Source organism: Flavobacterium sp. SH_e (genome assembly GCF_025717045.1).
In the GTDB taxonomy this organism is placed as follows: domain Bacteria; phylum Bacteroidota; class Bacteroidia; order Flavobacteriales; family Flavobacteriaceae; genus Flavobacterium.
In genome coordinates this window covers 198,606-222,506 of sequence record NZ_JAOVZN010000002.1, presented here as the reverse complement: position 1 = coordinate 222,506, position 23,901 = coordinate 198,606, and the positions used below count along the sequence as shown (strand labels likewise).

22 protein-coding genes and 2 tRNA genes are annotated in these 23,901 nt (G+C 32.1%); 11 read left to right on the top strand and 13 right to left on the bottom strand.

The genetic code is table 11. From position 1 onward, the window contains the following. The first annotated feature begins 195 nt into the window (after positions 1-195). Positions 196-2,616, top strand: coding sequence for a TonB-dependent receptor domain-containing protein (locus tag OD917_RS04015; RefSeq protein ID WP_263522245.1), 2,421 nt, complete (start codon positions 196-198; stop codon positions 2,614-2,616). A 96-nt stretch (positions 2,617-2,712) separates the two neighbouring features. On the opposite strand, the gene OD917_RS04010 is transcribed toward OD917_RS04015, so the two are convergent. Together OD917_RS04010 and OD917_RS04005 are read right to left on the bottom strand one after the other, a co-directional pair. Next, positions 2,713-3,384, bottom strand: coding sequence for a copper homeostasis protein CutC (locus OD917_RS04010; protein ID WP_263522244.1), 672 nt, complete (start codon positions 3,382-3,384; stop codon positions 2,713-2,715). Positions 3,385-3,501: 117 nt separating this feature from the next. Further along, on the bottom strand, positions 3,502-4,509 hold the full coding sequence (locus OD917_RS04005; protein WP_129749002.1) for a 3-oxoacyl-ACP synthase III family protein: 1,008 nt from the start codon (positions 4,507-4,509) through the stop codon (positions 3,502-3,504). Between the two features lie 262 nt (positions 4,510-4,771). Between OD917_RS04005 and OD917_RS04000 the strand changes: the two genes are divergently transcribed. Then, positions 4,772-7,183 carry a prolyl oligopeptidase family serine peptidase gene (locus OD917_RS04000; protein WP_263522243.1) on the top strand — a complete coding sequence of 804 codons (2,412 nt, stop codon included), beginning with the start codon at positions 4,772-4,774 and terminating at the stop codon, positions 7,181-7,183. Positions 7,184-7,235: 52 nt separating this feature from the next. Here the strand turns inward: OD917_RS04000 and OD917_RS03995 are convergent, their stop codons facing one another. After that, complete coding sequence (locus OD917_RS03995; protein WP_111285609.1) at positions 7,236-8,186, bottom strand: ABC transporter ATP-binding protein; 951 nt, start codon at positions 8,184-8,186, stop codon at positions 7,236-7,238. Positions 8,187-8,474: 288 nt separating this feature from the next. Between OD917_RS03995 and OD917_RS03990 the strand changes: the two genes are divergently transcribed. Both OD917_RS03990 and OD917_RS03985 read left to right on the top strand, forming a co-directional pair. Further along, a complete protein-coding gene (locus tag OD917_RS03990) occupies positions 8,475-10,130 on the top strand; it encodes a SprT-like domain-containing protein (protein ID WP_263522242.1) in 1,656 nt (551 codons plus the stop codon). A 12-nt stretch (positions 10,131-10,142) separates the two neighbouring features. Further along, positions 10,143-10,592 (top strand): hypothetical protein, encoded by a 450-nt coding sequence (locus OD917_RS03985; RefSeq protein WP_263522241.1) that lies wholly within the window; start codon positions 10,143-10,145, stop codon positions 10,590-10,592. Between the two features lie 667 nt (positions 10,593-11,259). Here OD917_RS03985 and OD917_RS03980 read toward each other — a convergent pair. Both OD917_RS03980 and OD917_RS03975 read right to left on the bottom strand, forming a co-directional pair. Continuing rightward, a complete protein-coding gene (locus OD917_RS03980) occupies positions 11,260-11,955 on the bottom strand; it encodes an OmpA family protein (RefSeq protein ID WP_263522240.1) in 696 nt (231 codons plus the stop codon). Positions 11,956-11,974: 19 nt separating this feature from the next. Continuing rightward, positions 11,975-12,481, bottom strand: a complete 507-nt coding sequence (locus OD917_RS03975; RefSeq protein ID WP_263522238.1) for a lipocalin family protein — start codon at positions 12,479-12,481, stop codon at positions 11,975-11,977. Positions 12,482-12,683: 202 nt separating this feature from the next. On the opposite strand from OD917_RS03975, the gene htpG reads away from it, so the two are divergent. From htpG to OD917_RS03955, 4 genes are all read left to right on the top strand, one after another. Continuing rightward, positions 12,684-14,567: a molecular chaperone HtpG gene (gene htpG, locus OD917_RS03970; RefSeq protein ID WP_263522237.1), complete on the top strand. Its 1,884-nt coding sequence runs from the start codon at positions 12,684-12,686 to the stop codon at positions 14,565-14,567. Between the two features lie 172 nt (positions 14,568-14,739). Then, positions 14,740-15,996 carry a patatin-like phospholipase family protein gene (locus OD917_RS03965; RefSeq protein WP_263522235.1) on the top strand — a complete coding sequence of 419 codons (1,257 nt, stop codon included), beginning with the start codon at positions 14,740-14,742 and terminating at the stop codon, positions 15,994-15,996. Positions 15,997-16,142: 146 nt separating this feature from the next. Then, positions 16,143-16,979, top strand: coding sequence for a hypothetical protein (locus OD917_RS03960; RefSeq protein ID WP_263522234.1), 837 nt, complete (start codon positions 16,143-16,145; stop codon positions 16,977-16,979). A gap of 131 nt (positions 16,980-17,110) precedes the next feature. Then, complete coding sequence (locus OD917_RS03955; protein ID WP_263522233.1) at positions 17,111-17,884, top strand: DUF4369 domain-containing protein; 774 nt, start codon at positions 17,111-17,113, stop codon at positions 17,882-17,884. 54 nt (positions 17,885-17,938) lie between these two features. Here the strand turns inward: OD917_RS03955 and OD917_RS03950 are convergent, their stop codons facing one another. The 8 genes from OD917_RS03950 to idi form a co-directional block, all read right to left on the bottom strand. Continuing rightward, positions 17,939-18,391 (bottom strand): hypothetical protein, encoded by a 453-nt coding sequence (locus OD917_RS03950; protein WP_263522232.1) that lies wholly within the window; start codon positions 18,389-18,391, stop codon positions 17,939-17,941. A 218-nt stretch (positions 18,392-18,609) separates the two neighbouring features. After that, positions 18,610-18,686 (bottom strand) — tRNA-Thr (locus tag OD917_RS03945). 104 nt (positions 18,687-18,790) lie between these two features. After that, positions 18,791-18,864: transfer RNA gene (locus OD917_RS03940), tRNA-Thr, on the bottom strand. 76 nt (positions 18,865-18,940) lie between these two features. Then, the gene (locus OD917_RS03935; RefSeq protein ID WP_012022371.1) at positions 18,941-19,207 is read right to left on the bottom strand and encodes a hypothetical protein; all 267 of its coding nucleotides are present in this window, start codon (positions 19,205-19,207) and stop codon (positions 18,941-18,943) included. 57 nt (positions 19,208-19,264) lie between these two features. Further along, entirely contained in the window at positions 19,265-20,233 is a 969-nt protein-coding gene (locus OD917_RS03930) for a type I phosphomannose isomerase catalytic subunit (protein WP_263522230.1), read from the bottom strand. 56 nt (positions 20,234-20,289) lie between these two features. Further along, positions 20,290-20,748: a peroxiredoxin gene (locus OD917_RS03925; protein WP_263522229.1), complete on the bottom strand. Its 459-nt coding sequence runs from the start codon at positions 20,746-20,748 to the stop codon at positions 20,290-20,292. A gap of 3 nt (positions 20,749-20,751) precedes the next feature. Beyond that, positions 20,752-21,162: a 6-carboxytetrahydropterin synthase gene (locus OD917_RS03920; RefSeq protein WP_111285162.1), complete on the bottom strand. Its 411-nt coding sequence runs from the start codon at positions 21,160-21,162 to the stop codon at positions 20,752-20,754. A 23-nt stretch (positions 21,163-21,185) separates the two neighbouring features. After that, entirely contained in the window at positions 21,186-21,713 is a 528-nt protein-coding gene (idi, locus tag OD917_RS03915) for an isopentenyl-diphosphate Delta-isomerase (protein ID WP_263522228.1), read from the bottom strand. Positions 21,714-22,036: 323 nt separating this feature from the next. On the opposite strand from idi, the gene msrB reads away from it, so the two are divergent. From msrB to OD917_RS03900, 3 genes are all read left to right on the top strand, one after another. Further along, on the top strand, positions 22,037-22,588 hold the full coding sequence (gene msrB, locus OD917_RS03910; protein ID WP_263522227.1) for a peptide-methionine (R)-S-oxide reductase MsrB: 552 nt from the start codon (positions 22,037-22,039) through the stop codon (positions 22,586-22,588). A 7-nt stretch (positions 22,589-22,595) separates the two neighbouring features. After that, entirely contained in the window at positions 22,596-23,204 is a 609-nt protein-coding gene (gene msrA / locus OD917_RS03905) for a peptide-methionine (S)-S-oxide reductase MsrA (protein WP_263522226.1), read from the top strand. A 241-nt stretch (positions 23,205-23,445) separates the two neighbouring features. Then, positions 23,446-23,826, top strand: coding sequence for a carboxymuconolactone decarboxylase family protein (locus tag OD917_RS03900; protein ID WP_263522225.1), 381 nt, complete (start codon positions 23,446-23,448; stop codon positions 23,824-23,826). Positions 23,827-23,901 lie beyond the last annotated feature (75 nt).

The following is a 23,901-nucleotide window of genomic DNA, read 5'->3' as shown; positions in this document are numbered from 1 at the left end:
AAACCTTAAACTCTTACAAAACAAGGCATACGCTTTTTTTTGTGCTTTTTTTCACATTTTCTTGTAACATATCGATGCCAAAAGAGTCTTAATAGTGACTTCAATTTTTTTGAGGCAAAGAAAAACAAAAAAAAGAAAAACTAACAAAAACAAAAATCATCATCAATCAAATCAAAAATAATCAGTAAAAAAATCATGAAATTAAAATTCTTTCTGTTTGCGCTATTAGGGATAATCGCAACAACGCAGGCCCAGAATACTGGTAGTGTTTCTGGAAAAATTACAGAAAAGTCAAACAATGCGCCAATTTCTTATGCCACTGTTTCGCTTAAAGAAAATGGAAAAGTGGTTTCGGGCGTAAACACAGATGATAACGGAGACTTTTCATTTAAAAACATCGCATTAAAAAGTTATACGATCGAAATTCAATATATTGGATTTAGAAAATATATCGGTTCAGTTCTTTTAAGCGAAAACAAAAAATCTGCAACTGTAAATGTTGCACTTGAAGAAGAAGCAACACAACTTAAAGGTGTAAACATTGTAGCAGAACGTTCTACAATCGAACAAAAAATTGATAGAAAAGTAGTTAATGTTGGTAAGGACTTGACAACAGCAGGAGCTTCGGCATCAGATATTATGAACAATATTCCTTCTGTAAATGTAGATCAGGATGGAAAACTTTCGCTTCGCGGAAATGATAATGTTCGTGTATTAATTGACGGACGTCCAACTAATATTGACCCTGCTCAATTATTGAAACAAATTCCATCAACTTCTATCAAAAAAATCGAACTGATTACCAATCCAAGCGCAAAATATAATCCAGAAGGAATGTCTGGAATCATCAATATTATTTTACATAAAAATGCTAATACTGGTTTTAACGGAAGTTACAGCGGCGGTATTACTTTTGGTGAAACTGCAAAATACAACCAGTCTTTAGATTTGAATTATAAAACTGGAAAAGTAAATTTCTTTGGAAACGTAGGACAGAACTTTGGAAAATACCATAATAAAGGTTTTATCCAAAGATTTGATGAAGATATCACTCAAAATATAGATGTTTTGAATGATAATGAGTCTTATTTATACAAAATTGGAATGGATTATTTAATCGATGATCACAATACTTTATCTATTTATACTAACCAAAACAAATCTGACGGAAAAGGTTATGTAGATACTAATATTGATTACAATAATGTAACTGGTTCTGATATTTCAAATATTTTACAAAAATCAAAATATTGGGGTCCAGACAGAGTTGGGACTTATAATTTAGCATACAAACATATCTTTAAAAAAGAAGGTCACACATTAGATTTTGAGGCAAATTATAGCGATAACAAAGAAACTCAAAATGCTTCATTCGACACTCAAACAACTAATATTGATAATACAAGTTCGGCTGTAGTTTATGATGATTTTCTAAAAGGTGGTAGAAAACTTAGCACAGTAAACGTAGATTATGTTAATCCGTTAAACGAAAAAACAACTCTTGAAGCTGGAGCCGAAGCAAGAATCACAAGAACTGATAATGATTATATAACTGGAAATCCTTTGCTTCCTGTTGCAGATCAAACTTCTCATTATACTTATGACACAGATATTTATTCTGCTTATGTAACATTTGGACAGAAATTCAAAAAACTAAGCTATCAAGTAGGTGCTCGTTTTGAAAGCTATAAAGTTCAAGCTAATTTAAATTATGGTAAAGATAAATTTGATGACGACTATATTACCTTATATCCGTCGGCTTATATTACGTACAATTTAACTGAGAAAAACACTTTACAGTTAAGCTATAGTCGTCGTGTCGATCGTCCAAGTTTAGAGCAAACAAAACCTATTCGTGAATTTGCTACTCCGTTAGTTACTTCGATAGGAAATCCTGACCTAAGACCTCAGTTCACCAACTCAATTGAAGTAAATTATACTAAAACTCTTGAAAAAGGAAGTTTTACGGCAGGGGTTTTCGTGAGAAGCATTAATGACCAAATTAGTAGAATTTTATATCCTGATCCTAACGATGCAAGTGAGCAAAAGCAAATTATGAGTTATACAAATTTTGATCATAATACTGCTTATGGATTTGAAATGTCATTTAATTATAAAATCACAAAATGGTGGGATATTCAGCCATCGATTGATTTCTCAAGCATTGATCAATCAGGAGTTATATATGGTTTTATTCCAGAAGAAAATCAAATTGGACCTAAGAACAAAACGGTTACTGTTGCCGCATTTAATGGACGTATGAACTCTAACTTTAAAGTAAACAAACGTTTAAGTTTCTTAGCTTTCGGATTCTATAGAGGTGCAACAGATGGACTTCAGAACAATAGTCACGAAATGTACAAAATGGATATTGGTACACGATATACATTATTAGACAACAAAATGAATTTAAGTGTTCGTTTCAATGATGTCTTTAATACTATGAAATATGCTTTTGATACTGAAAATCCTTACCCTCAAGCTGGGCAGTTCAAATGGGAAAGCCAAACAGTCTATTTTGGTTTAACTTACAATTTTGGAGGCGGAAAAATCAAAAATTTACAGCGTAAACAAAGAGACGACAATACTAACAAAGGTGGAGGCGGAATGTTCTAATCTTACCTAAAAAGATTTTTTTAAATAATTTTTGAATATTTCTTGTAAAAAAAAGTCTGGAGATGCCACTCCAGACTTTTTTGTTTTAGTAGATATTTATAAAAAGTTTCTTAATTCTTTTATTTCTTCTGGATTTGCAATTTCAGAATTATCGGTGATTGCTGAAGAATGATAAAAAGTCAGGTCTAATTTTTCCTGCAATAATTTGATGTTTGACGAACGTAAACCTCCTCCAGGCATAATTTCTATTCTATCGCCAGCTAGTTCTTGAAGTCTTTCTAAAGCAACAATTCCTTCTTCAACATTTACGCCTTGCCCAGAAGTCAAAATTGTTTTGAAACCACAGTCAATAATAGATTCCAGTGATTTTTCTGGATTTTTCACTACATCAAAAGCACGGTGAAAAGTACAAGAAAGTGGATGCGCCAGATGCACCAGTTCTTTATTTTGTTTTTTATTTATTTTTCCATTTTCCTTTAAAATCCCGAAAACAAAACCATCAACGCCTAGCTTTTTATACTGCTTGATATCTTGTTTCATTTCCGTAAGTTCTTCATCAGAATAAACAAAATCACCACCTCGAGGCCTGATAATAACATGCATTTTAATATCTATACTTTCGCGGACTTTTACCACCAAAATTGAGTTTGGCGTTGTTCCTCCCAATTTCATATTTTCACATAACTCAATTCTGTCCGCGCCATTTGCTTGAGCAATTAACGCCGATTCATAATTAAAACAAGCTATTTCTAGTTGATTTTTTTTCATTCTGATTTAAATAGTTTTTCTCCAAATGAAACCTGATAGGTTTGAGCACGCAATTTATAAAAAAACCTGCTCCCAATAAGAAGCAGGTTTAAAAAAATATAATGTAAGATGATTATTTTACCATTTAATAATAGCACTTGCCCAAGTAAATCCACTTCCGAAAGCTGCTAGAACTACAGTATCTCCAGATTTGATTTTTCCTTGTTCCCAAGCTTCAGTCAAAGCAATTGGAATAGATGCTGCCGTAGTATTTCCGTACTTCTGAATATTGTTGTGAACTTGATCGTCTGTCAATTTGAATTTATTTTGAATGAATTGCGAAATTCTCAAATTCGCCTGATGCGGAATCAACATATCAATATCTGAAACCTGAAGACCGTTTGCTTCCAAACCTTCATTGATTACTTCTGCAAAACGAACTACTGCATTTTTAAACACAAATTGTCCATTCATATAAGGATAATAACTTTCGTCATTTGGATCATTATCTGCAATAATATCTGTTACCCAACGTGCCCCCATACCTGGCGCTTGCAAAGCTAATTCTTCTGCATGCTCACCTTCTGAATGCAAGTGCGTAGATAAAATCCCTTTTGTTAAATCTTCTTCACGGCTTAAAACCGCTGCTCCTGCTCCATCTCCAAAAATTACCGAAACTCCGCGTCCGCGAGTTGTCATATCTAATCCCGTTGAATGAACTTCAGAACCAATCACCAAAATATTCTTATACATTCCAGTTTTAATATATTGATCTGCAACAGAAAGTGCATAAACAAAACCAGAACATTGATTTCTTACATCTAAAGCTCCAACTGTTTTTAACCCTAAATCTCTTTGAACCAAAACTCCTGGCCCTGGAAAATAATAATCTGGACTTAATGTAGCAAAAACTACAAAATCAATATCTTCTTTGGCAACGCCAGAACGCTCGATTGCGATTTTAGCTGCTTTCACTCCCATTGAAGTTGTGGTGTCTTCTCCACGAATAATGTGTCTTCGCTCCTGAATTCCGGTTCTTTCCTGAATCCATTCGTCATTGGTATCCATTATCTTCGACAAATCATCGTTAGTAACCACATTAGCAGGAACATAATATCCTAAACCAGCTATTTTTGAATGATACATATTCTATTATTATTTATTAAAAAATTGGATTGCAAATTTACGCATACTTTAAAATATACGCATACAAAATACTATTTTTTTCGTTATTAGCAATTTAATATATTTTAATTATCTACTCCCTTAGGATCATTTACTTCTTGAAAAGACAATTTTCAGACACAAACACTGAAAAAAATTAAAAATCGGGCACAAAATGTAACAAGACAAAAGTATCTTAGACAAACATTTTGAATACCATTTACAAACCCATAAAATTCAGACTATGAAATTAAAGGTTACACTCTTTTTATTTTTAAATATAAGCTTTTTATCTTTTGCGCAAGAGAATCTAACTTATCAAAAACCTTCTAAATCTATTTTAGATTTGGCAGATTATGAAAGAGCTCCTTCAGTATCGATGGATACAAAAAAGGAGAATATGCTCTTAAAGTACCGCAACACCTATAAAACGCTTGATGATTTAAATCAGGACGAGCTTCGTTTGGCTGGTTTAAGAATTAATCCTGTTACTAATATTTCGAGTACAGTAACTTATTTTATCAATCTTAAACTAAGAAAAGTAAGTGGAAAAGAAGAAATTCAAGTGAAAGGCCTTCCTAGTAATCCAAAAATATCAAACATTCTTTGGTCTCCAAACGACAAAAAAATCCTATTCTCTCACACTACAAATTCTGGTGTAGAGCTTTGGGTTATAGATGTAGCAACAGCACAAGCTACAAAACTAACAGAGGCTTTAGTAAATGCAAATCTTGGAAATCCGTTTAACTGGTTTTTAGATAACGAAACCATTTTAGTAAAAATGCTTCCTAAAAACAGACAGCCACTTTTAGATTCTAAAAAGGATTTACCAACCGGACCAATTATTTCAAACACTTCAGGAGAAAAATCTCAAAACAGAACTTATCCTGATATGCTGAAAAATAAAAATGACGAAGCAAATTTCGAAAACAGCATAACTTCTGAATTATACAAAGTAAAATTAAATGGTGATGCTGTTTTATTTAAAGAAGCAGCGATGTATTATGGAGAAGACATATCTCCAGACGGTAATTACATTATGCTGACTACAATTCAAAAACCATTTTCTTATATCGTTCCTTTTTACAAATTTCCTTCTAAAACCTATGTTTATAATTTAAGTGGAAAAGAAATTAAATTGGTAAATGATGTTCCGTTAAACGAAATTACGCCAAAAGGTTTTATGGCTGTTCGAAAAGGAAAAAGAGAAATGGACTGGAGAAAGGACAAACCTTCAACATTATCTTATGTTGTGGCTTTAGATGAAGGAGATCCTGCTAAAAAAGTTGACTTTAGAGATGAAGTTTTCCTTTGGGATGCGCCTTTCGATAAAGAAGCTACTTCATTAGTAAAAACACCACAACGTTTCTCTGAAATCACTTGGGGAAATGACAATTTAGCCATACTTTCAGAAGAATGGTATGACACTAGAAGCACTAAAACTTTTTTGATTAATCCATCAAATCCAAGTCAGCAGCCAAAATTGATTACAGATAGAAATTCGCAAGATGTTTATTCGGATCCTGGAGTTTTCGAAACAAGAAAAAATGCTTACAATAAGTATGTTTTAGCTATCGAAAAAAATAATCTCTATAGAATTGGCGAAGGTTATACTAAAGATGGACAATTCCCTTTTGTGGATGAATTCAATGTTGAAACTTTGAAATCAAAACGCATATATACTTCTCCATATAAAGATAAAAAAGAGGATATTTTAGAAATTGAAGATTTTAAAACCGGAAAAGTCTTGGTTCAAATTCAATCTAAAACAGAATATCCGAATTATTTCTTCAGAAACATTAAAAAACAAAACAGTTTAACCGCTATAACTGATTTCAAAAATCCGTTTGAAAGCATTAAAAACGTAAGCAAAGAAGTTATTAAATACAAACGTAAGGACGGATTGGAGCTTTCAGGGACTTTATACCTTCCTGCGGGTTATGATAAAACTAAAAAAGAAAAATTGCCGCTATTGATCTGGGCTTATCCAGCAGAATATAAAGACAGAAATAGCGCATCGCAATCGACTCAAAATTCAAATGAATTTACATTTCCTTATTATGGATCTTTTGTGTATTGGGTTACAAAAGGATATGTGGTTTTAGACGATGCAGCTTTTCCAATTATTGGCGAAGGAACTACAGAACCAAACGACAACTTTATTTCACAGTTAGTTGATAATGCCGCGGCTGCGATCGATGCAGTTGATGCTTTAGGATACATTAATCGTAAAAAAGTGGCTGTTGGAGGACACTCTTATGGAGCATTTATGACGGCTAATTTATTAACGCATTCAGACCTTTTTGCCTGCGGAATTGCAAGAAGTGGTGCTTACAACAGAACTTTAACTCCATTTGGATTCCAGTCTGAGCAAAGAAATTATTGGGAAGCTCCAGAAGTTTACAATACAATGTCGCCTTTTATGAATGCTGAAAAAATGAAAACTCCAATTTTATTGGTTCATGGAGAAGCAGACAATAATCCTGGAACCTTTACTTTGCAAACAGAAAGATATTTCCAAGCATTAAAAGGATTGGGAGCGCCAGCAAGAATGGTTATTCTTCCAAAAGAATCGCATAGTTATGTTGCCAAAGAAAACATTCTTCATTTACTATGGGAACAAGATCAGTTTTTAGAAAAATATCTTAAGAATTAATTTCATTAAACAATAAAAAGAAACCCGATAGTAATTCTATCGGGTTTCTTTTTTATAAATAATTTAATGCTAGAAAAACTTCTTGTTCCAACGGCAGATCTATTTCACTTTCAAAGAAAATCAATTGCCTCTTGTGAACCGTCTCGATTAAATAATGGCCTCCTCTAAAATATGTTCTTCTAATTTTTACCATTAATTTCGATTCTGAAACCATTTTAAACTGATGGGGATAAACCAATGTTTTGTGTGTTTCATCTTCGTAAGGCAATAACAAATGAGTTGGAATCTCATTTACTTCTCCAAATAACGAAGCAACATATTTTATTTTTGGATCTTCATATATTTTTGACGGATCGTCTTTAACGACTACTTCTCCATTTTTCATTACAATCGCCTGATCTGCAAAAGACAAAGCATCAGTGCTGTCATGCGTTGCAATAATACAGGTAATTTCTTTTTGCTTTAAGTAACGGAATAAATTACGGCGAAGCGCATTTTTTCTAAAAGCATCAATCTGACTAAATGGTTCATCCAACAAAATTACTTCTGGCTCTAAAGCTAAAACTCGAACCAAAGCAACTCGCTGCTGCTGTCCTCCACTTAAAAATTTTGTTTTGGTATTAGCAAACTGATCCATTTCTACCATCTCAAGCAATTCCTGAACACGAAGTTTTTTCATGTTTGCAAAACCATTCGAAAGAAACTTACCTACGTTCTCTGCAACAGTTTCATACGGAGACAAATCAAAATCCTGCGCCAGATATTTCATATAAGGCATTCCAGGAATCAAATTAAATTTTGGCCCTAAAATAGGTTTATCCCCATAAAAAATATTTCCCTCATCTAGATCATACAGACCATATATAAGTTTAAGCAGCGTACTTTTTCCGCAGCCACTCTCACCAATAATCGCAATGTTCTGACCCTTTTCAATAGAAAAAGAGATGTTTTTTATAACGGGGCTATCAGTATACGTAAAAGAGATATTTTGAATGTCAAGCATGAGTTGTAATTGAGAGGTCAAATTTACAATGTTTAATTTCTAATGTCAAAAAAATAAAATCAGATTATTATTGAAATTAAATTATTTATTGGAATAACCTAAAATTAATATTTTACTTAGGAGCAACAATGTGTTTTATAAACGAAAAAAAAGATCATGCTATTGCCCTCGTTAAATGTTCATAGTTCTAATTAAGTAAAAACCAATAAAATACAAAAAATACTACTAATTAATTATTTGTAATCCTTTTTTTACCTAAATTCGCCTCTCTAACACCAAAATAAAAAAATGAAACGCCTAAAAATTTATTTCTTAATCACCATTACGTTGATAATTAATTCTTGTGGAGTAAATGAAGAAATAGGAAACCAGTCCAGTCCTAAAAGTTCAACTTATTCTGAAAAAGTAACCTTAAATGAATTACTTGAAAAATTAAAAAATAGAGATTCAGAATTGGCACTCTTTATTGAAAACAATCCTGTTTCTAATCTTAAGACAAACTCTGGAAGCACAGATTATTATTTTGATGATAAAAATATAGTCGCTATCAAAAATGACAAAAATGAAGCCGCTTATAGTATTCCGTTATACATAACTTCTGAAAAGCGCTCTAATATTTTAAATAATTTATCTGTAGAAATAACGGATACAAATGTTGATATAAAATTAGTGACTATCGAAGGCATGGATGATGGAACTATAAGATATTATGCCTCTCCATTTCATGCACATCAACCAAATTATACTCCAAGTAAAACAGCCCGAATTGACTGTTATTGTGTAACCGTATATAGTGATTGCACCTGTTGTGCTACACATGCAGATGGTGGGTGTACCCATCCAAATGTTTTTACGAGCTGTGGGTGTTCTGGAGATGGATATAGTGATCCGACCCCAAGCCCTACAACATCTGCAACTAAATCTAGCTGGACAGGAGGTTCAGGTGGAGGAACATCTTATCTTAAAACAGGGGAGGGAATTTTTTTAGCACTACAAAAAATGTTTAAACCTGATTATGAATTTTCAGCTTTAGAAAAACATACCATAGTAAACAATTACAATTATAGTAAAGCATTAATCGATTTCTTGAACAATCAAGGTTTTACTCCTGCAAATAAAGCTTTTACACTACAAATGCTATACCGTATTGAGGATCAACAATTTACTTTAGTAAAACAGCTTAATAATGCTATACAAAATTTTATATATTCGCAAAAGTCGCCTTTGGATGTAAACTTAAGTGCTATTTTTAATAATATAAATTTACCTGAAAATAAAAAATTCAATGAGATCTACAAAAATCTGACAGATTCTCCTGAATTTAAAAAGTTGTTTTTGGATATATTTGATGATAATAAGAAATTCAATGTCACTTTTGAGGTCAATGATCACGTTTATGAAAACAATGATCCTTCAAAAAAAGAGGTTCATGCAACGACAAGTGAGGATCCTATAACAAAAGCGATTACAATAAAAATAAGTAAACAAATATTGATTGCAGGAACTACAATGAGCCAAACCAATATAGAAAATGCAAAGACCATTTTACATGAATGTATACATGCCTATCTTTTTGTAAAAGCGAAAAATCCAACTATTGGTGCAGAATTTATAAAAATCTTAAACACAATGTATCCAACAGCTAATGAGCAACATGATTTTATGTATGCCAAAATGATTCCTACTATGCAAAAGGTATTATCCGAAATTAGAGATTCAGTTACTACTCAAACAGGGAGAACTAAAGTGCAGGAAAGAACAATGCATCCCACTATATTACCTTTGACTTCAACTCCTTGGAATTGGGACGAATATTACAAATACCTCTCTTTAAGCGGTTTAGACGAAGCCACTTGCTTCAAAGTAGATTTTGCTGTAGGTTCAGATCATTGGAATTTATTAGGAAACTATATAAAATATGGTCACGATGATTTACAAAACTAAATTTGATTTACTATGAAATACATAAAAATAATATTTTTTATATTCTTAACAAATAATATATATTCACAAAACTATGAATATTTAAAAAAACTGGATACTATCTACATCTCTTTTAAAAAAGGAAAGCACAATATGAAAATTGAATATCCTGAAGAAAAAAACGGATTTAAGAATAAAGGATACTTTTTCAATGTTAAGAAAAAAGAAATTCAACCTTTCCGCTTTGAAATTGACAAGAATAGAACATCAGACAATACCGTCGTTAATAAATCATTTTTAAGAAAACATAAAAGAAAAACAATTAAAATAGATGCCTTAAATAAGTTTGACTATCAAGATGTTTCTTGTGAAATTCTTAATCAGTTAAAAACAATCTATATTATTGATTATTCAGAAAAGAAAAATAAAAATGTAATGCTATACAGAGTGATATCTATTAATTTATGTTATACTAAGGAATAGAAACCTTATTATGAAGCACATACTTATTATAATTACAATTTTACTATCAAAAATCACATATTCGCAAGATTTTGATTATATAAAAAAAATTAGATACAATTTACATTCCTTTTCAAAAGGGAAAGTATAACCTTAAAATTGATTACCCTGAAGAAAAAGATGGATTTAAAAACAGAAGTTATATTTTTAATTACAAAAAAAAAGATGCACATTATTTTGATTTTGAGCTTAAAAAAACTTCCAATAGAGCTTTAGACTTCAAAATTGTAGACAAACTGTATTTAAGAAAAGTTAGAAAAAAAACAGTTCCGATTAACAACTTAAAAAGATTTAATTATCAAGATATTCAATGCGAGTTATTTACAAGAATTAAAACTTATTATATAATTGATCTCTCTGAAAAAAGAAATAAAAAATACACAATTTATAAGGTTATGCACATTAATTCTTGTAGTTATAAAGAATAATTATAAAATCAAATGAGAAATATCTTTTTTATAATTCTATTTCTATCATTTTATACTTACAGTCAAAATTTTGATAGTTTAAAAAATTAGACACAATATATATGAAGTAGTTTATATGGGATATTGTCCTGGAATCGAATAACAAAAAAAGCTGCTTCAATTATGAAACAGCTTTTTTTATATTTTATTTTGTTTTGAAATTATTTTCCAGCTTCCGCTTTAGCGTCATTTACCATTTTGTCATTTGCTGTAATTGAGAATTCAACACGACGGTTTTGAGCTCTACCTTCTGGAGTATCATTTGTTGCAATTGGATCTGCAATTCCTAAACCTGAAGTTTTGAAACGACTTGATTTTAATCCTTTTGAAACTAAATAAGCTTGTACAGATGCAGCTCTTTGTCCTGAAAGTGTTAAGTTATATTCTGGTTTTCCTGTACTATCAGTGTAACCAAAAATTTGAATATCTGTATCTCCATATTCATTAAATACAGGAACTAATTTATCTAAGTTAGCTTTTGCAGTAGACGTTAAAGTTGATTTGTTAGTATCAAAACGAACTGAGTTTTCATTTAAAGTCAAGTGAATACCTTCTCCAACTCTTTCTACAGAAGCACCTGGCAAAGCTTGGTCGATTTCACGAGCCTGTTTGTCCATTTTGTTTCCAATCAAGGCTCCAGTTCCACCACCCACAGCAGCTCCAATTGCAGCTCCCAATGCAGCGTTTCCACCTTTTCCTAAATTGTTACCCAAAATACCACCAATTACACCACCTGCAACTGCTCCAATTCCGGCTCCTTTCTGTGTGTTATTTGCATTTTTTACTGAATCACAGCTTGTAAAAAAACTCGCTATCACCATTAAACTGCTTAAACCTAAAACTGTTATCTTTCTCATTTTCTATATCTTTAAAATATTAATTAGCTCTTTGGAATTGATAAACTACATCTTTTACCTGACCTCCAACATTGATGTTATCAATTAACTGAAATGAACTTTCGCTCACCCCTGCAACTTTAAGCAAATAACCATCTCTTACTTTCTTCGCTTTTTCGCCTGCATTAAGAATTTTCAGCACAAACAAACCTTGGTTGTTAATACTCCATACAATTGGAGAAGAAAATGCAGTACAACTTGGAGAAGTCAAAGCCATTGTTCCCTTATTATTATTAGAAATAAAGCTCCAGTTACTTCCAATAAAACATTTTGAATCTGCAAGATCAAATGAATTTACTTTGATATAATCAGAACCTGGATAAGAAACATTAGTAAGTACCCAATTTCCTTTTAACGCTACTTGAGTCGATTTGTCAAGTTTTGTTGAAAGTGTTGTAGCCTCAGATGACGAAGCTGATGTTGACGAAGCCGATTTACACGCAAAAAACATAGCGGCAATCACGCATATAAAAATACTCTTCTTCATTTTATACAATTTTTTAAGATTAATATTTGTCGTTTTAACAATTATTGTACCACAAATATACGATTAGCTGAGAGATTATTCGTTTTACAATCTATTTATTTTCTTTCAAAATTAACATTTCCGACATTTTGTCACCCAAAAAACAATTGGTATTCTATTTGAATAAGTGAAAATCATCAAATTAAATCAAAAATTAAAAAATATGGCAACAGGTAAAATTAATGTTTCAGTAGAAAACATTTTTCCCTTAATTAAAAAGTTCTTGTACAGCGACCACGAAATTTTCTTGCGCGAGCTTGTTTCTAATGGTACTGATGCTACTTTAAAATTAAAACATCTAATTAGCATTGGTGAAGCTAAAGTAGAATACGGAAACCCAATCATTGAGGTTAAAGTGGATAAAGAAGGAAAAAAAATCCACATTATCGATCAAGGTTTAGGTATGACTGCTGATGAAGTTGAAAAATACATCAATCAAGTAGCTTTTTCTGGAGCTGAGGAATTCTTAGACAAGTACAAAGATTCTGCTAAAGATTCTGGAATTATCGGACATTTTGGTCTTGGTTTCTACTCTGCTTTTATGGTGGCTGAAAAAGTGGAAATCATCACAAAATCATACAAAGACGAGCCAGCTGCACATTGGACATGTGACGGAAGTCCTGAATTTACTTTAGAACCTGCTGACAAAACTTCACGCGGAACAGAAATCATTCTTCACATTGCTGAAGATTCTTTAGAGTTCTTAGACGATTCTAAAATCAGCGGTTTATTGAATAAGTATAACAAGTTTATGCCTATTCCGATTAAATTTGGAACAAGAACTGAAACGCTTCCAAAACCAGAAGATGCTCCAGAAGATTACGTTAATGAAACTGTTGAAACTGACAACATCATTAACAACCCAAATCCAGCTTGGACAAAACAGCCTTCTGAATTATCTGATGAAGATTACAAAAACTTCTATAGAGAATTGTATCCAATGCAGTTTGAAGAGCCGTTATTCCACATTCATTTAAATGTCGATTATCCGTTTAACTTAACTGGTATTTTGTATTTCCCTAAATTAGGAAACGACATGCAAATCCAGAAAGACAAAATTCAGTTGTACCAAAACCAAGTTTACGTTACTGACAACGTAGAAGGAATTGTTCCTGAATTCTTGACAATGCTAAAAGGTGTAATCGATTCTCCAGATATTCCATTGAACGTTTCTCGTTCTGGTTTACAGGCAGACGGAGCTGTTAAGAAAATTTCAAACTACATTACTCGTAAGGTAGCTGATAAATTGAAAGCTTTATTTAACGAGAACCGTACTGATTTTGAACAAAAATGGAACGACATTAAAATCGTTTTAGAATACGGAATGCTTTCTGAAGAGAAGTTCTACGAAAAAGCAGGTGCATTTGTTTTATACCCAACAGTAGATGATACTTATTTCACTTTAGAAGAATTAAAAGAAAAACTAAAAGAAAACCAAACTGATAAAGATGGTAAATTAGTTGTTCTTTATGCTGGAAACAAAGATGCACAGCACTCTTACATTGAAGCGGCAAAAGATAAAGGTTATGAAGTATTGCTTTTAGATTCTCCGATTATCTCGCATTTAATTCAGAAAATTGAAAACGATAACAGCGGATTAACTTTCGTACGTGTTGACTCTGATCACATTGACAACTTAATCAAAAAAGAAGAAAACACTATTTCCAAATTATCTGATGACGAAAAAGCAGCTTTAAAAACTTCATTAGAAGCTTATATTCCAAAAGCTTACAGTGTTCAGCTAGAAGCTATGGATTCTCAAGCAGCTCCATTCATTATCACGCAACCAGAATTTATGCGTAGAATGAAAGAAATGAGTCAAACAGGTGGCGGAGGAATGTTCGGAATGGGTAATATGCCAGAAATGTACAATTTGGTTGTAAACACAAATTCTGATTTAGCTTCAAGCATTTTAAATACTGAAGACAAAACGCACCAGGAGCATTTGGTTAAACAAGCTTTAGATTTAGCTAAATTGTCTCAAAACCTTCTAAAAGGTGAAGCTCTTACTGCTTTCGTAAAAAGAAGTTTTGAAATGATTAAATAATCATTCGAAAATAAATATTTTAGAAATCCTGCAAATTAAGTTTTGCAGGATTTTTTTTTGCCCAAAAATTTACTTCAAAAAAGGGGTATTCTCCCCTTTTTTAGCAAAACACAATTATATACTTTTGATTACCAACGAACTAATTTCAAAACAAATCTAAATTCTAGAAATCATGGACAAGAGAAAATTCACAGAGAATGGAGCAATTCTAGCAATTTTAAAAGATTTAAAAGAACGAATCAAAGACAAAAAATTCTCTGATATTATTGATAACAATAATTGCCAATATGTTGATCTTGTGCAAGAAGGCGGTGGTGTGCTCGGCATTGCATTAGTCGGTTATGTATATGTTTTAGAAAAGATGGGAATTCGATTTTTAAGTCTCGCCGGAACTTCCGCCGGAAGCATTAATACGATGCTAATGGCTGCGGCAGGAACTTGTGATATCGAAAAATCGGAATGGATTTTAGATTGTTTATGCAATAAAAACTTATATGATTTTGTTGACGGCGATCGAGATGCGCGGGAGTTTATTGATGCTTTATTGAGCGATGCTGGAAATTTAAAATTAATAATGAAAGGCTGTCAAGTAGTGGATAATTTTAAAGATGATTTAGGACTGAATCCAGGAAACAATTTTTATCAATGGATGACCAATTTGCTTTCGCAAAAGGGAATAAAAAATTACGCCGATCTAAAAGCTTTAAGAGAAAAAGGAGTTTCTGACGATAATAAATTATATCGAGTGCATCCAGAAGGAAATGAAGAATACAAGCGCATGGATCACTGGAGCGAAATGGCAATAATTGCTGCCGATATTACAACCGAAAGTAAAATTATTTTCCCACGAATGATCGATTTATTTTATTCTAATCCAGACGTTCAAAATCCAGCTGACTTTGTTCGGGCTTCTATGTCGATTCCGTTGTTTTTTACTCCTTTTAAAATTAAAAATATTCCAAGCGGAATAGAGGCTTGGAACAAATGGAATGACGCGACTTGTTTACGAACATCTGTTCCTTCTGAAGTTATGTTTATGGACGGCGGCATTATTTCAAATTTTCCTATTGACATTTTTCATGAAAACAGAAATGTTCCTGCATCACCAACTTTTGGAGTGAAATTAGGTTACGACAAAAATGAAATCAACAAAAATGAAAAATTACCCAATTTAATTAGTTCGATGTTTGATACCGCGAGATATGGTTACGATTTTGAATTCTTAAGAAAAAATCCAGACTTCAAAAACCTCATCGGATATATTGATACAGGAAGTCACAATTGGCTAAATTTCAATCTGACAGATGATGCCAAAATAGATCTTTTTATTCGAGGCGCACAAAATGCTGCCGATTTTCTGGATCGCTTTAATTGGGAAGAATATAAGAAAATCAGAAAGGCAAAAAGCGATTATTATAAATCAGTTTAAATTCATTTCTGAGCTATTTCTATAATTTTTCTCCCAAAAAATCGTTATAAAATCCTGTAACCCATCGTTACAGGATTTTTCATTGTAATTCATTTTTTTTATTACATTTGACTGCCTTATTAATCTAATCCAAAACAAATACCATTATGAAAAAGACTGCCATTTTACTAACAACTATTTGTGCTACAGCACTTTTGTATATCTCTTGCTCTAGCGACAATAACGAGTCAACGCAAACCGCAGATTTGACAAATATTGGAGCGTCTATTGCTATTGATACTTCAACCGAAATGGACCTCAACACTGCTCTTCTCGTTTCTAACGGTACAGCTACGACTGGAAAAACTACTGAAAGTGCTCCTGTTGCAGTTTGCGCTACGATTACTGTTACAACACCAACTGAAGAGGATTACCCAAAAGTATTTTTAGCCGATTTCGGAACAACAGGTTGTAAAGACGATAACAACTTAACTAGAAAAGGACAATTAAAAATTACTCTTTCTGGACCGATAACTACAACTGGAAGCAAAATGACTATTGAAAGAATTAATTATTCTATCAATACCATTAAACTAGAAGGAACTATTGAGTATACAAATACTACAACTGACGCCACTGTTCCTCAATGGACTAGAAAAGTAATCAACGGAAAACTTACAGATTCAAAAGGCAATGTGTATACCAATTCTGGAAATTACACTACAAAACAAACTGCTGGCGTTGACACCCCTTTTGTCTTAACAGATAATGTTTACGAAATTACAGATGGAACACATACAATTGGCGCAGCAGATGGAACAAATTTAACATTCACTGTACAAGAAACATTGGTTAAAAAATATTCTTGCCTATTTATCTCTAAAGGGAAATTAAAAGTTCAAGGAGGAATTTTTAACGGTGTTATTGACTATGGCAATAATGATTGTGATGCCATTTACACTTATACGAATGAAAACGGCGCTTCCTTTACTTTATCAATGTAAGAGCTTTTAATGCAAAACTTTAAATCCCAATTTAGAAATAGATTGGGATTTATTTTTTTTATAAAAATAAAACTTCAGCATCTTTACATTTAAACTATTTTCTTTATTTTGCACCAAAATCTAATAAACCAATGAAAAAAACTTTAATTGCTTTTGTTACTCTTGCACTAGTTGCATCATGCGGCAAAAAAGAATCATCTAGTGACAATGTACATATTACTGGAAACATAAAAGGATTAAAAAAAGGAACTTTATATATCCAAAGAATTGTCGATACTTCTTTAGTAGCTATTGACAGTATTAAAATAGATGGAAATTCTGCATTTGAAACAGATATCAAATTGGAATCTCCAGAAATGTTGTATCTATTCTTAGATCGTGGTGTAACCAACTCTTTAGACAATAATATTTTATTCTTTGCTGAACCAGGAAACATTAATATCGACACTAACTTAGATAATTATATTTCTGGTGCTAAAATTACAGGATCAAAAAACCAAGAATTATACGAGCAATATCAAAAAATAAACTCTCGTTTTATAGATGAGAATCTTTCAATGGTTGAACCTCGTTTTAAAGCAATAAAAAGACAGGATCAAAAAGCATTAGACAGCTTAACTAAAAAGGTAGAATCTAACATTAGAAGAAAATATTTATACGCTACCAATTTTGCGATAAACAATAAAGATTATGAAGTAGCTCCTTATATTGCTTTAGCAGAGATTTATGATATCAATATCAAATTTCTTGACACGATTCAAAAATCAATGACTCCTAAAGTAGCTAAATCGCTTTACGGAAAGAAATTGACAAAATACATTAGCGATCTTAAAAAAGAACAGCAAACAACCTCAGCAGAAACCAAAACTGAAACTGAAGCAACAACAACGGAAGAACAAAAATAATTTCGTCTAAAATACAACAAAAAAAGCCCTGAAAACTCAGGGCTTTTTTTATTATTAAGAATATTTAACACTTGCTATTATAATAGCTATTACAATTATAGAAACATATAGAACTATAAAAGAAATTGTAAATACCGCTATATACTTAAAATGAGATTTTAAGCTCTTAAAAGACTCCGTAAGCGTACTCGAATCATTTTCTCTAAATGCTTTCTTTACATTTACCGCGAACTTGTTTAAATAGTAAACTGGAAAAAAGTAAATAACTATTAGAATTAGGTATATTAATGCAATAGTTTTTCCTGTAATACCATTTAAAGGCCCAACGCTTAATGTCGTAATCTTAGAGGATAAAAGTCCAGAGATAGCAGCTAACCCCATAAATCCAATTCCAACAAACCCAATGATAGATAAGACGTTTGCCCATTTAGCAGTTTCTTTTAGAAAACCTTTTGCTGATTCATCAAACTGCATTTCAAATTTTTCAAAAATTGATTTTTCTTCCATTATTTTTTTTTGCAAATCTACAAAAAAAACAAATAATTTCCTACAAAAAAATTAATTCCCAATCCAAATTAATTGAAATTAGAAATTTCATCTTTTCGTAAAATCTTTGTCAAAGTTTAAAACTTTAACAAAGTCGATAAATTGAAATTCGAGATTTCAAAAATTGAAATTTTCATATTTGAGCATAAAAAAAACCACCACATTTCTGTGATGGTTTTTGGAGCCGATAGAGGGACTCGAACCCACGACCTGCTGATTACAAATCAGCTGCTCTAGCCAGCTGAGCTACATCGGCGTTGTTATTTCGGGTGCAAATATATAATTGTTTTTTTAATATTACAAATAAAATTTGCTCTCATTTTCAGTAAAAAACCACCACAAAAGTGATGGTTTCCGTTGAGCCGATAGAGGGACTCGAACCCACGACCTGCTGATTACAAATCAGCTGCTCTAGCCAGCTGAGCTACATCGGCGTCATTACGGGTGCAAATATAAAGCGGTTTTTCAATTTCCCAAAATAAATTTACACTTTTTTACACTTTTTTTTTCTTATAATGCGTTGATTTTTTCAATCAATTGATTAGCAGTTTGTTCTAATTCTACATTAATTTGTTTGAAGTGTGCTTTTTTATTTTCAACGTTCTTTGCGTTCACTTTTGTAATCAAAGTATCAAATGCAGCAATAGCTTCATCGATCAAAGCATTCGTTTCTGGAGTTGGATTTCCTGTTGTTGACATCTCAAACAAGTAAACTGCCTCAATAATATCTCCTAATACGAAGTTGATGTCTTTCTTTAAATTTTTAACGTTTGCCATTTTTATTTTATTTTAATTTGCGTTTGCAAAAGTACATATAATCTTTAATATTTGATGCTAAGAAATGTAAATTTCTAAAATAGAAGCTTTTCCAGTCAAATTAAATGCATTTATTGCAGCTGGAACTAATACTGTATCTCCTTTTTTATAGGCTTGTTTGAAACCGTTATATTCAATTTCAAATTCTCCTTCGATACACATATAAACTGTAAAAGTTTCTCCAGTTTTAGCCACTTCTAATTTATTTTCTAATGGAAGGAAATTAGTTGTGAAATAAGGACAGTCTACAACTGTATTTGAAGTATTTACTTTAGACTCATATTTTTTCTGAGTATCTACTTTATTATAGTTAATTGCGTCCAAAGCAAGATCTACGTGCAATTCTCTTTTGTTTCCTTGTGCATCTATACGATCAAAATCATATAATCTATACGTAATATCAGAAGTTTGCTGAATTTCGGCAACAACTAATCCTGCTCCTATCGCGTGAACTGTTCCTGTTTCTAAAAAGAAAACATCTCCCGATTTTGCTTTCACATCGTCTAAGATCGAAACCAAAGTATTATCGTGTAAATGCTTTAAGTATTCTTCTTTATTAGAATCTTCTTTAAAACCAACAATAATTCTAGCATCTGCATCTGCCTGCATCACGTACCACATTTCTGTTTTTCCGAATGAATTGTGGCGCTCTTTCGCTAATTTATCGTTTGGATGAACCTGAATAGAAAGATCTTCTCTTGCATCAAGATATTTGAAAAGTAGCGGAAATTGTTTTCCAAAACGCTCATAAACCTTTGTACCTAAAACAGCATCTGGCGTTTCATTAATCAAATCCATTAAAGATTTTCCTTTTAAAACTCCATTTGCTACCACACTTACATCTCCTTCTACAGTAGATAATTCCCAGCTTTCGCCAGTAATTTTAGAAACGATTGGTTTATTAAGAATTGTTTTTAGTTTTTCTCCTCCCCAGATTCTTTCTTTTAAAATCGGTTCAAATTGCAAAGGGTATAAATTCTGACTCATGTTTTTAGGCTAATATATTTGTTTAATTAATTCTATTGTGATACTATTTTTGTAATCTATGATACTAATTCTTGAATAGTTTCTAAGGCTTTCGGTATATGTTTGGCAGCATTTACACTGTCAAATATTGAAATTACCAAACCATTCTTATCAATAATATATGTAACGCGTCCTGGCAAAAGTCCGAACAAATTGTTACGAACACCAAAAAGCTTTCTTAATCTTTTATCTTGGTCTGAGAGCAAAATAAAAGGCAATTGATGTTTAGCAGCAAATTTATGATGTGATTTTACACTATCACTGCTAATCCCGATTACCTCAGCTCCCAAATCTTTAAAATCTTCGTATTGATCCCGAAAACTGCAGGCTTCAGTTGTACAGCCTGGCGTATTATCTTTTGGATAAAAATAAATTACCAGCGGCTTTCTTCCTAAAACGCTTTGGCTTTCAAAAAGTTCTCCATTGTTGTCTTTCGCAGTAAAATTCGGAACTATATCTCCTATTTTTAATGACATTTTTTATTCTCCTTTATAAGTTACAAAATTGCGGTCGGTTTCGTTCAGCACGACTTCTAGATCAAAGTCAGTGTGAATTCGTTGTCTAATTTTATTCCATATCACAACAGCAATATTCTCTGCGGTCGGATTCAAATCTGCAAATTCTGGAACATCCAGATTGAGATTTTTGTGATCAAACGGAATTTCTACTTCTTCGCGTATAATATCCGCTAATACTTTCACATCTAAAACAAAACCAGTTTCCGGGTCAATCTTTCCTGTAACACTTACTGTTAAACCATAATTATGACCATGGAAATTAGGATTATTGCACTTTCCAAAAACAGCGTCGTTCTTTTCAAATGACCAATCTTTTCTATGTAGTCGATGCGCAGCATTAAAATGTGCCTTTCTTGATATGGTTACTCTCATTCTAGGTTTTTGGTTAGTTTGGATTAAAGTTTATGATCTTCTAAATAATGATAAAATTCATCAAAAATTATTTTAAACCAAACGGTATAAATTTCGGGCTGTTTCTGAATATCAGTTTTCACATCTTCAATCTTCATCCATTTCCAATCTTCTACTTCTTCTGTATTAATGTTTGGATCATCATTATAATATCCAATCATTACGTGATCCAACTCATGCTCTGTCAATCCATTATCAAAAGGCGCTTTATAAATAAAATGAAACAGCTCTTTCAAGTCTGTTTTAAATCCCATTTCTTCAAACAATCTTCTGCTTCCCGCTTCAATATTGGTTTCGCCTTCACGCTGGTGACTACAACACGTATTCGTCCAAAGTAAAGGAGAATGATATTTTTGATGTGCGCGCTGCTGTAACATGATCTCATTTTGTTCATTTAAAACAAAAACCGAAAATGCACGGTGCAAAAGCGCTTTTTCATGTGCTTCCAATTTTGGCATTAAGCCAATTTGCTCATCGTTTTGATTAACTAATATTACGTTTTCTTCTGTCATAAGTCTTCTTAAGCAAACAAAAATACGAAAAAAGAAATGGCTTGAAAATCCTAATTCTAATTGTCAAAAATCCAAATGTTTATTCAATTTCTATTTTTCTGATTTACAATATTATAAATCTCATTAAAAATTAAAAGCTGTTAAAATTAAGACATAAAAACTAGATTGTCTTTATTTACGTAACTAATAAAAAGTTAAAACACACTTAAAAAAATCTCAATTATTTTAAACTCAGTATTTCGGGATGAATCTCAGCGTATCTTTGATTGATAAATTCAAAATCCTAAAGAATATTGATTTAATACAAAATCCACTATTTGTTTATGAAATCTAAAACCCATTTTTTCAGTCTTTGTTTTTTAATACCGCTTTTCATTTTGCAAGCCTGCGGACAAAACAATAAAAAGTACATTAAACCGGCTTCTACGGAAAACGTGATCAATAAATCTGGAAATCCTTATTATTCTAATACCGATACTACAAAACTAAATATCAGTAATGCAGAATGGAAAAAGGTCTTACCAGAAGATGTTTATGCAGTAATGCGCGAGGCAGATACAGAAAGACCTTTTACAGGAAAATATTGGAATACTGACGAAAAAGGAACGTATTACTGCGCTTCTTGCGGGAACAGACTTTTTAGATCGACTGCAAAATTTTCAAGCAGCTGCGGATGGCCTAGTTTCTTTGACCAAGAAAACAAAAAAAGTATTGTTTTTAGGGAAGACAATTCACTTGGAATGGAAAGAATCGAAGCTTTATGCGCACGCTGTGGCGGACATTTAGGTCATTTATTTGATGATGGCCCCGCTCCTACTGGAAAACGCTATTGCATGAACTCAATTGCTCTTGACTTTATTCCTGACAATAAATAATCTGATTATGAAAAATATACTTTTAATATGTTTATTTGCGCTTTCGCTGAATGGCTTTTCGCAAAATAAAAAAGCATCAAATCTAGAAACCATTACGCTTGGTGGAGGCTGTTATTGGTGTGTTGAAGCCGTTTATGAAAATTTAGACGGTGTAAAATCTGTAGTTTCAGGTTTTTCTGGTGGGAATGTTGCCAATCCAACTTATGAAGAAGTTTGTACAGGAGAAACAGGTCATGCCGAAGTGGTTCAGATTACGTATGATAAAAACATAACGGATATTAATGAAATCTTCAAAGTCTTTTTTACCGTTCATGATCCAACAACTTTAAACCGTCAAGGCGCCGATGTTGGAACACAATATCGTTCGGTGATTTTTTATAAAAATGCAGAACAGAAAAAAGCTGCCGAAAGCATCATTGCTGAATTAAATAAAGCAAAAGTCTATAAAAGCCCAATTGTAACGAAAGTGGAACCTTTTAAAGTTTTTTATAAAGCCGAAGATTACCATCAGAATTATTATTCAAACAATAAAAATCAGCCGTATTGTAAAATGGTAATTCAGCCAAAACTGGAAAAATTTGAAAAGGTTTTTAAAGACAAACTGAAAAAGAAATAAGATTATTCTAGAACCGTCCGTCAAAAATGGGCGGTTTTTTATTTCGAAAACCCTTGTAAAAACTGAATTTTCCCTCTCCGCTAAAAATATTTTTATTTTTTTTTTCTCATTTTTGTCCAATTCTGAAAGTTCGCTTGTTATTGAAGTATAAACATTAAAAATATACATCATAGAAGCTAGAATTAATTTATTCGAAAAAGGTCAAAAAGCTATTAGTACATTATTTGGAATTAGTGGTTATTTGAAAAAATCAACAATCGAGAGATCTCTTATGGAATTAGTAGATTTCAGAATATCTCAAATTAACAATTGCGCATATTGTTTAGATATGCACTCAAAAGAAGCTATTGCTCATGGCGAAACTACGCAGCGTTTATTTGGATTAAGCGCTTGGAAAGAAACCCCTTATTTTACAAAAAGGGAAAGAGTTGCTCTTGCTTTCGCGGAAGCGGTAAATGCCTGCGATGTTCCAGACGAAATCTATGAAATTGCAAAAACTGAATTTACAGAAGACGAATTAATTGATCTTACACTTGCCATTGCTGCAATCAATGCTTGGAATCGTCTTAATATTACTTTTGCCAATACACCTGGATCTTATAGAGTTGGCCAGTTTGGATAATCTGGATATTGTTTTTATTTTCTAAAAACGATTAACTTTATATTGCTTAAAATAAATTGATCATTATAAAACATA

Excerpts from the sequence above, each read along its gene's own strand:
- OD917_RS04015 (WP_263522245.1), top strand. The coding sequence starts at position 196 with ATGAAATTAAAATTCTTTCTGTTTGCGCTATTAGGGATAATCGCAACA.
- OD917_RS04010 (WP_263522244.1), bottom strand. The coding sequence starts at position 3,384 with ATGAAAAAAAATCAACTAGAAATAGCTTGTTTTAATTATGAATCGGCG.
- OD917_RS04005 (WP_129749002.1), bottom strand. The coding sequence starts at position 4,509 with ATGTATCATTCAAAAATAGCTGGTTTAGGATATTATGTTCCTGCTAAT.
- OD917_RS04000 (WP_263522243.1), top strand. The coding sequence starts at position 4,772 with ATGAAATTAAAGGTTACACTCTTTTTATTTTTAAATATAAGCTTTTTA.
- OD917_RS03995 (WP_111285609.1), bottom strand. The coding sequence starts at position 8,186 with ATGCTTGACATTCAAAATATCTCTTTTACGTATACTGATAGCCCCGTT.
- OD917_RS03990 (WP_263522242.1), top strand. The coding sequence starts at position 8,475 with ATGAAACGCCTAAAAATTTATTTCTTAATCACCATTACGTTGATAATT.
- OD917_RS03985 (WP_263522241.1), top strand. The coding sequence starts at position 10,143 with ATGAAATACATAAAAATAATATTTTTTATATTCTTAACAAATAATATA.
- OD917_RS03980 (WP_263522240.1), bottom strand. The coding sequence starts at position 11,955 with ATGAGAAAGATAACAGTTTTAGGTTTAAGCAGTTTAATGGTGATAGCG.
- OD917_RS03975 (WP_263522238.1), bottom strand. The coding sequence starts at position 12,481 with ATGAAGAAGAGTATTTTTATATGCGTGATTGCCGCTATGTTTTTTGCG.
- htpG (WP_263522237.1), top strand. The coding sequence starts at position 12,684 with ATGGCAACAGGTAAAATTAATGTTTCAGTAGAAAACATTTTTCCCTTA.
- OD917_RS03965 (WP_263522235.1), top strand. The coding sequence starts at position 14,740 with ATGGACAAGAGAAAATTCACAGAGAATGGAGCAATTCTAGCAATTTTA.
- OD917_RS03960 (WP_263522234.1), top strand. The coding sequence starts at position 16,143 with ATGAAAAAGACTGCCATTTTACTAACAACTATTTGTGCTACAGCACTT.
- OD917_RS03955 (WP_263522233.1), top strand. The coding sequence starts at position 17,111 with ATGAAAAAAACTTTAATTGCTTTTGTTACTCTTGCACTAGTTGCATCA.
- OD917_RS03950 (WP_263522232.1), bottom strand. The coding sequence starts at position 18,391 with ATGGAAGAAAAATCAATTTTTGAAAAATTTGAAATGCAGTTTGATGAA.
- OD917_RS03935 (WP_012022371.1), bottom strand. The coding sequence starts at position 19,207 with ATGGCAAACGTTAAAAATTTAAAGAAAGACATCAACTTCGTATTAGGA.
- OD917_RS03930 (WP_263522230.1), bottom strand. The coding sequence starts at position 20,233 with ATGAGTCAGAATTTATACCCTTTGCAATTTGAACCGATTTTAAAAGAA.
- OD917_RS03925 (WP_263522229.1), bottom strand. The coding sequence starts at position 20,748 with ATGTCATTAAAAATAGGAGATATAGTTCCGAATTTTACTGCGAAAGAC.
- OD917_RS03920 (WP_111285162.1), bottom strand. The coding sequence starts at position 21,162 with ATGAGAGTAACCATATCAAGAAAGGCACATTTTAATGCTGCGCATCGA.
- idi (WP_263522228.1), bottom strand. The coding sequence starts at position 21,713 with ATGACAGAAGAAAACGTAATATTAGTTAATCAAAACGATGAGCAAATT.
- msrB (WP_263522227.1), top strand. The coding sequence starts at position 22,037 with ATGAAATCTAAAACCCATTTTTTCAGTCTTTGTTTTTTAATACCGCTT.
- msrA (WP_263522226.1), top strand. The coding sequence starts at position 22,596 with ATGAAAAATATACTTTTAATATGTTTATTTGCGCTTTCGCTGAATGGC.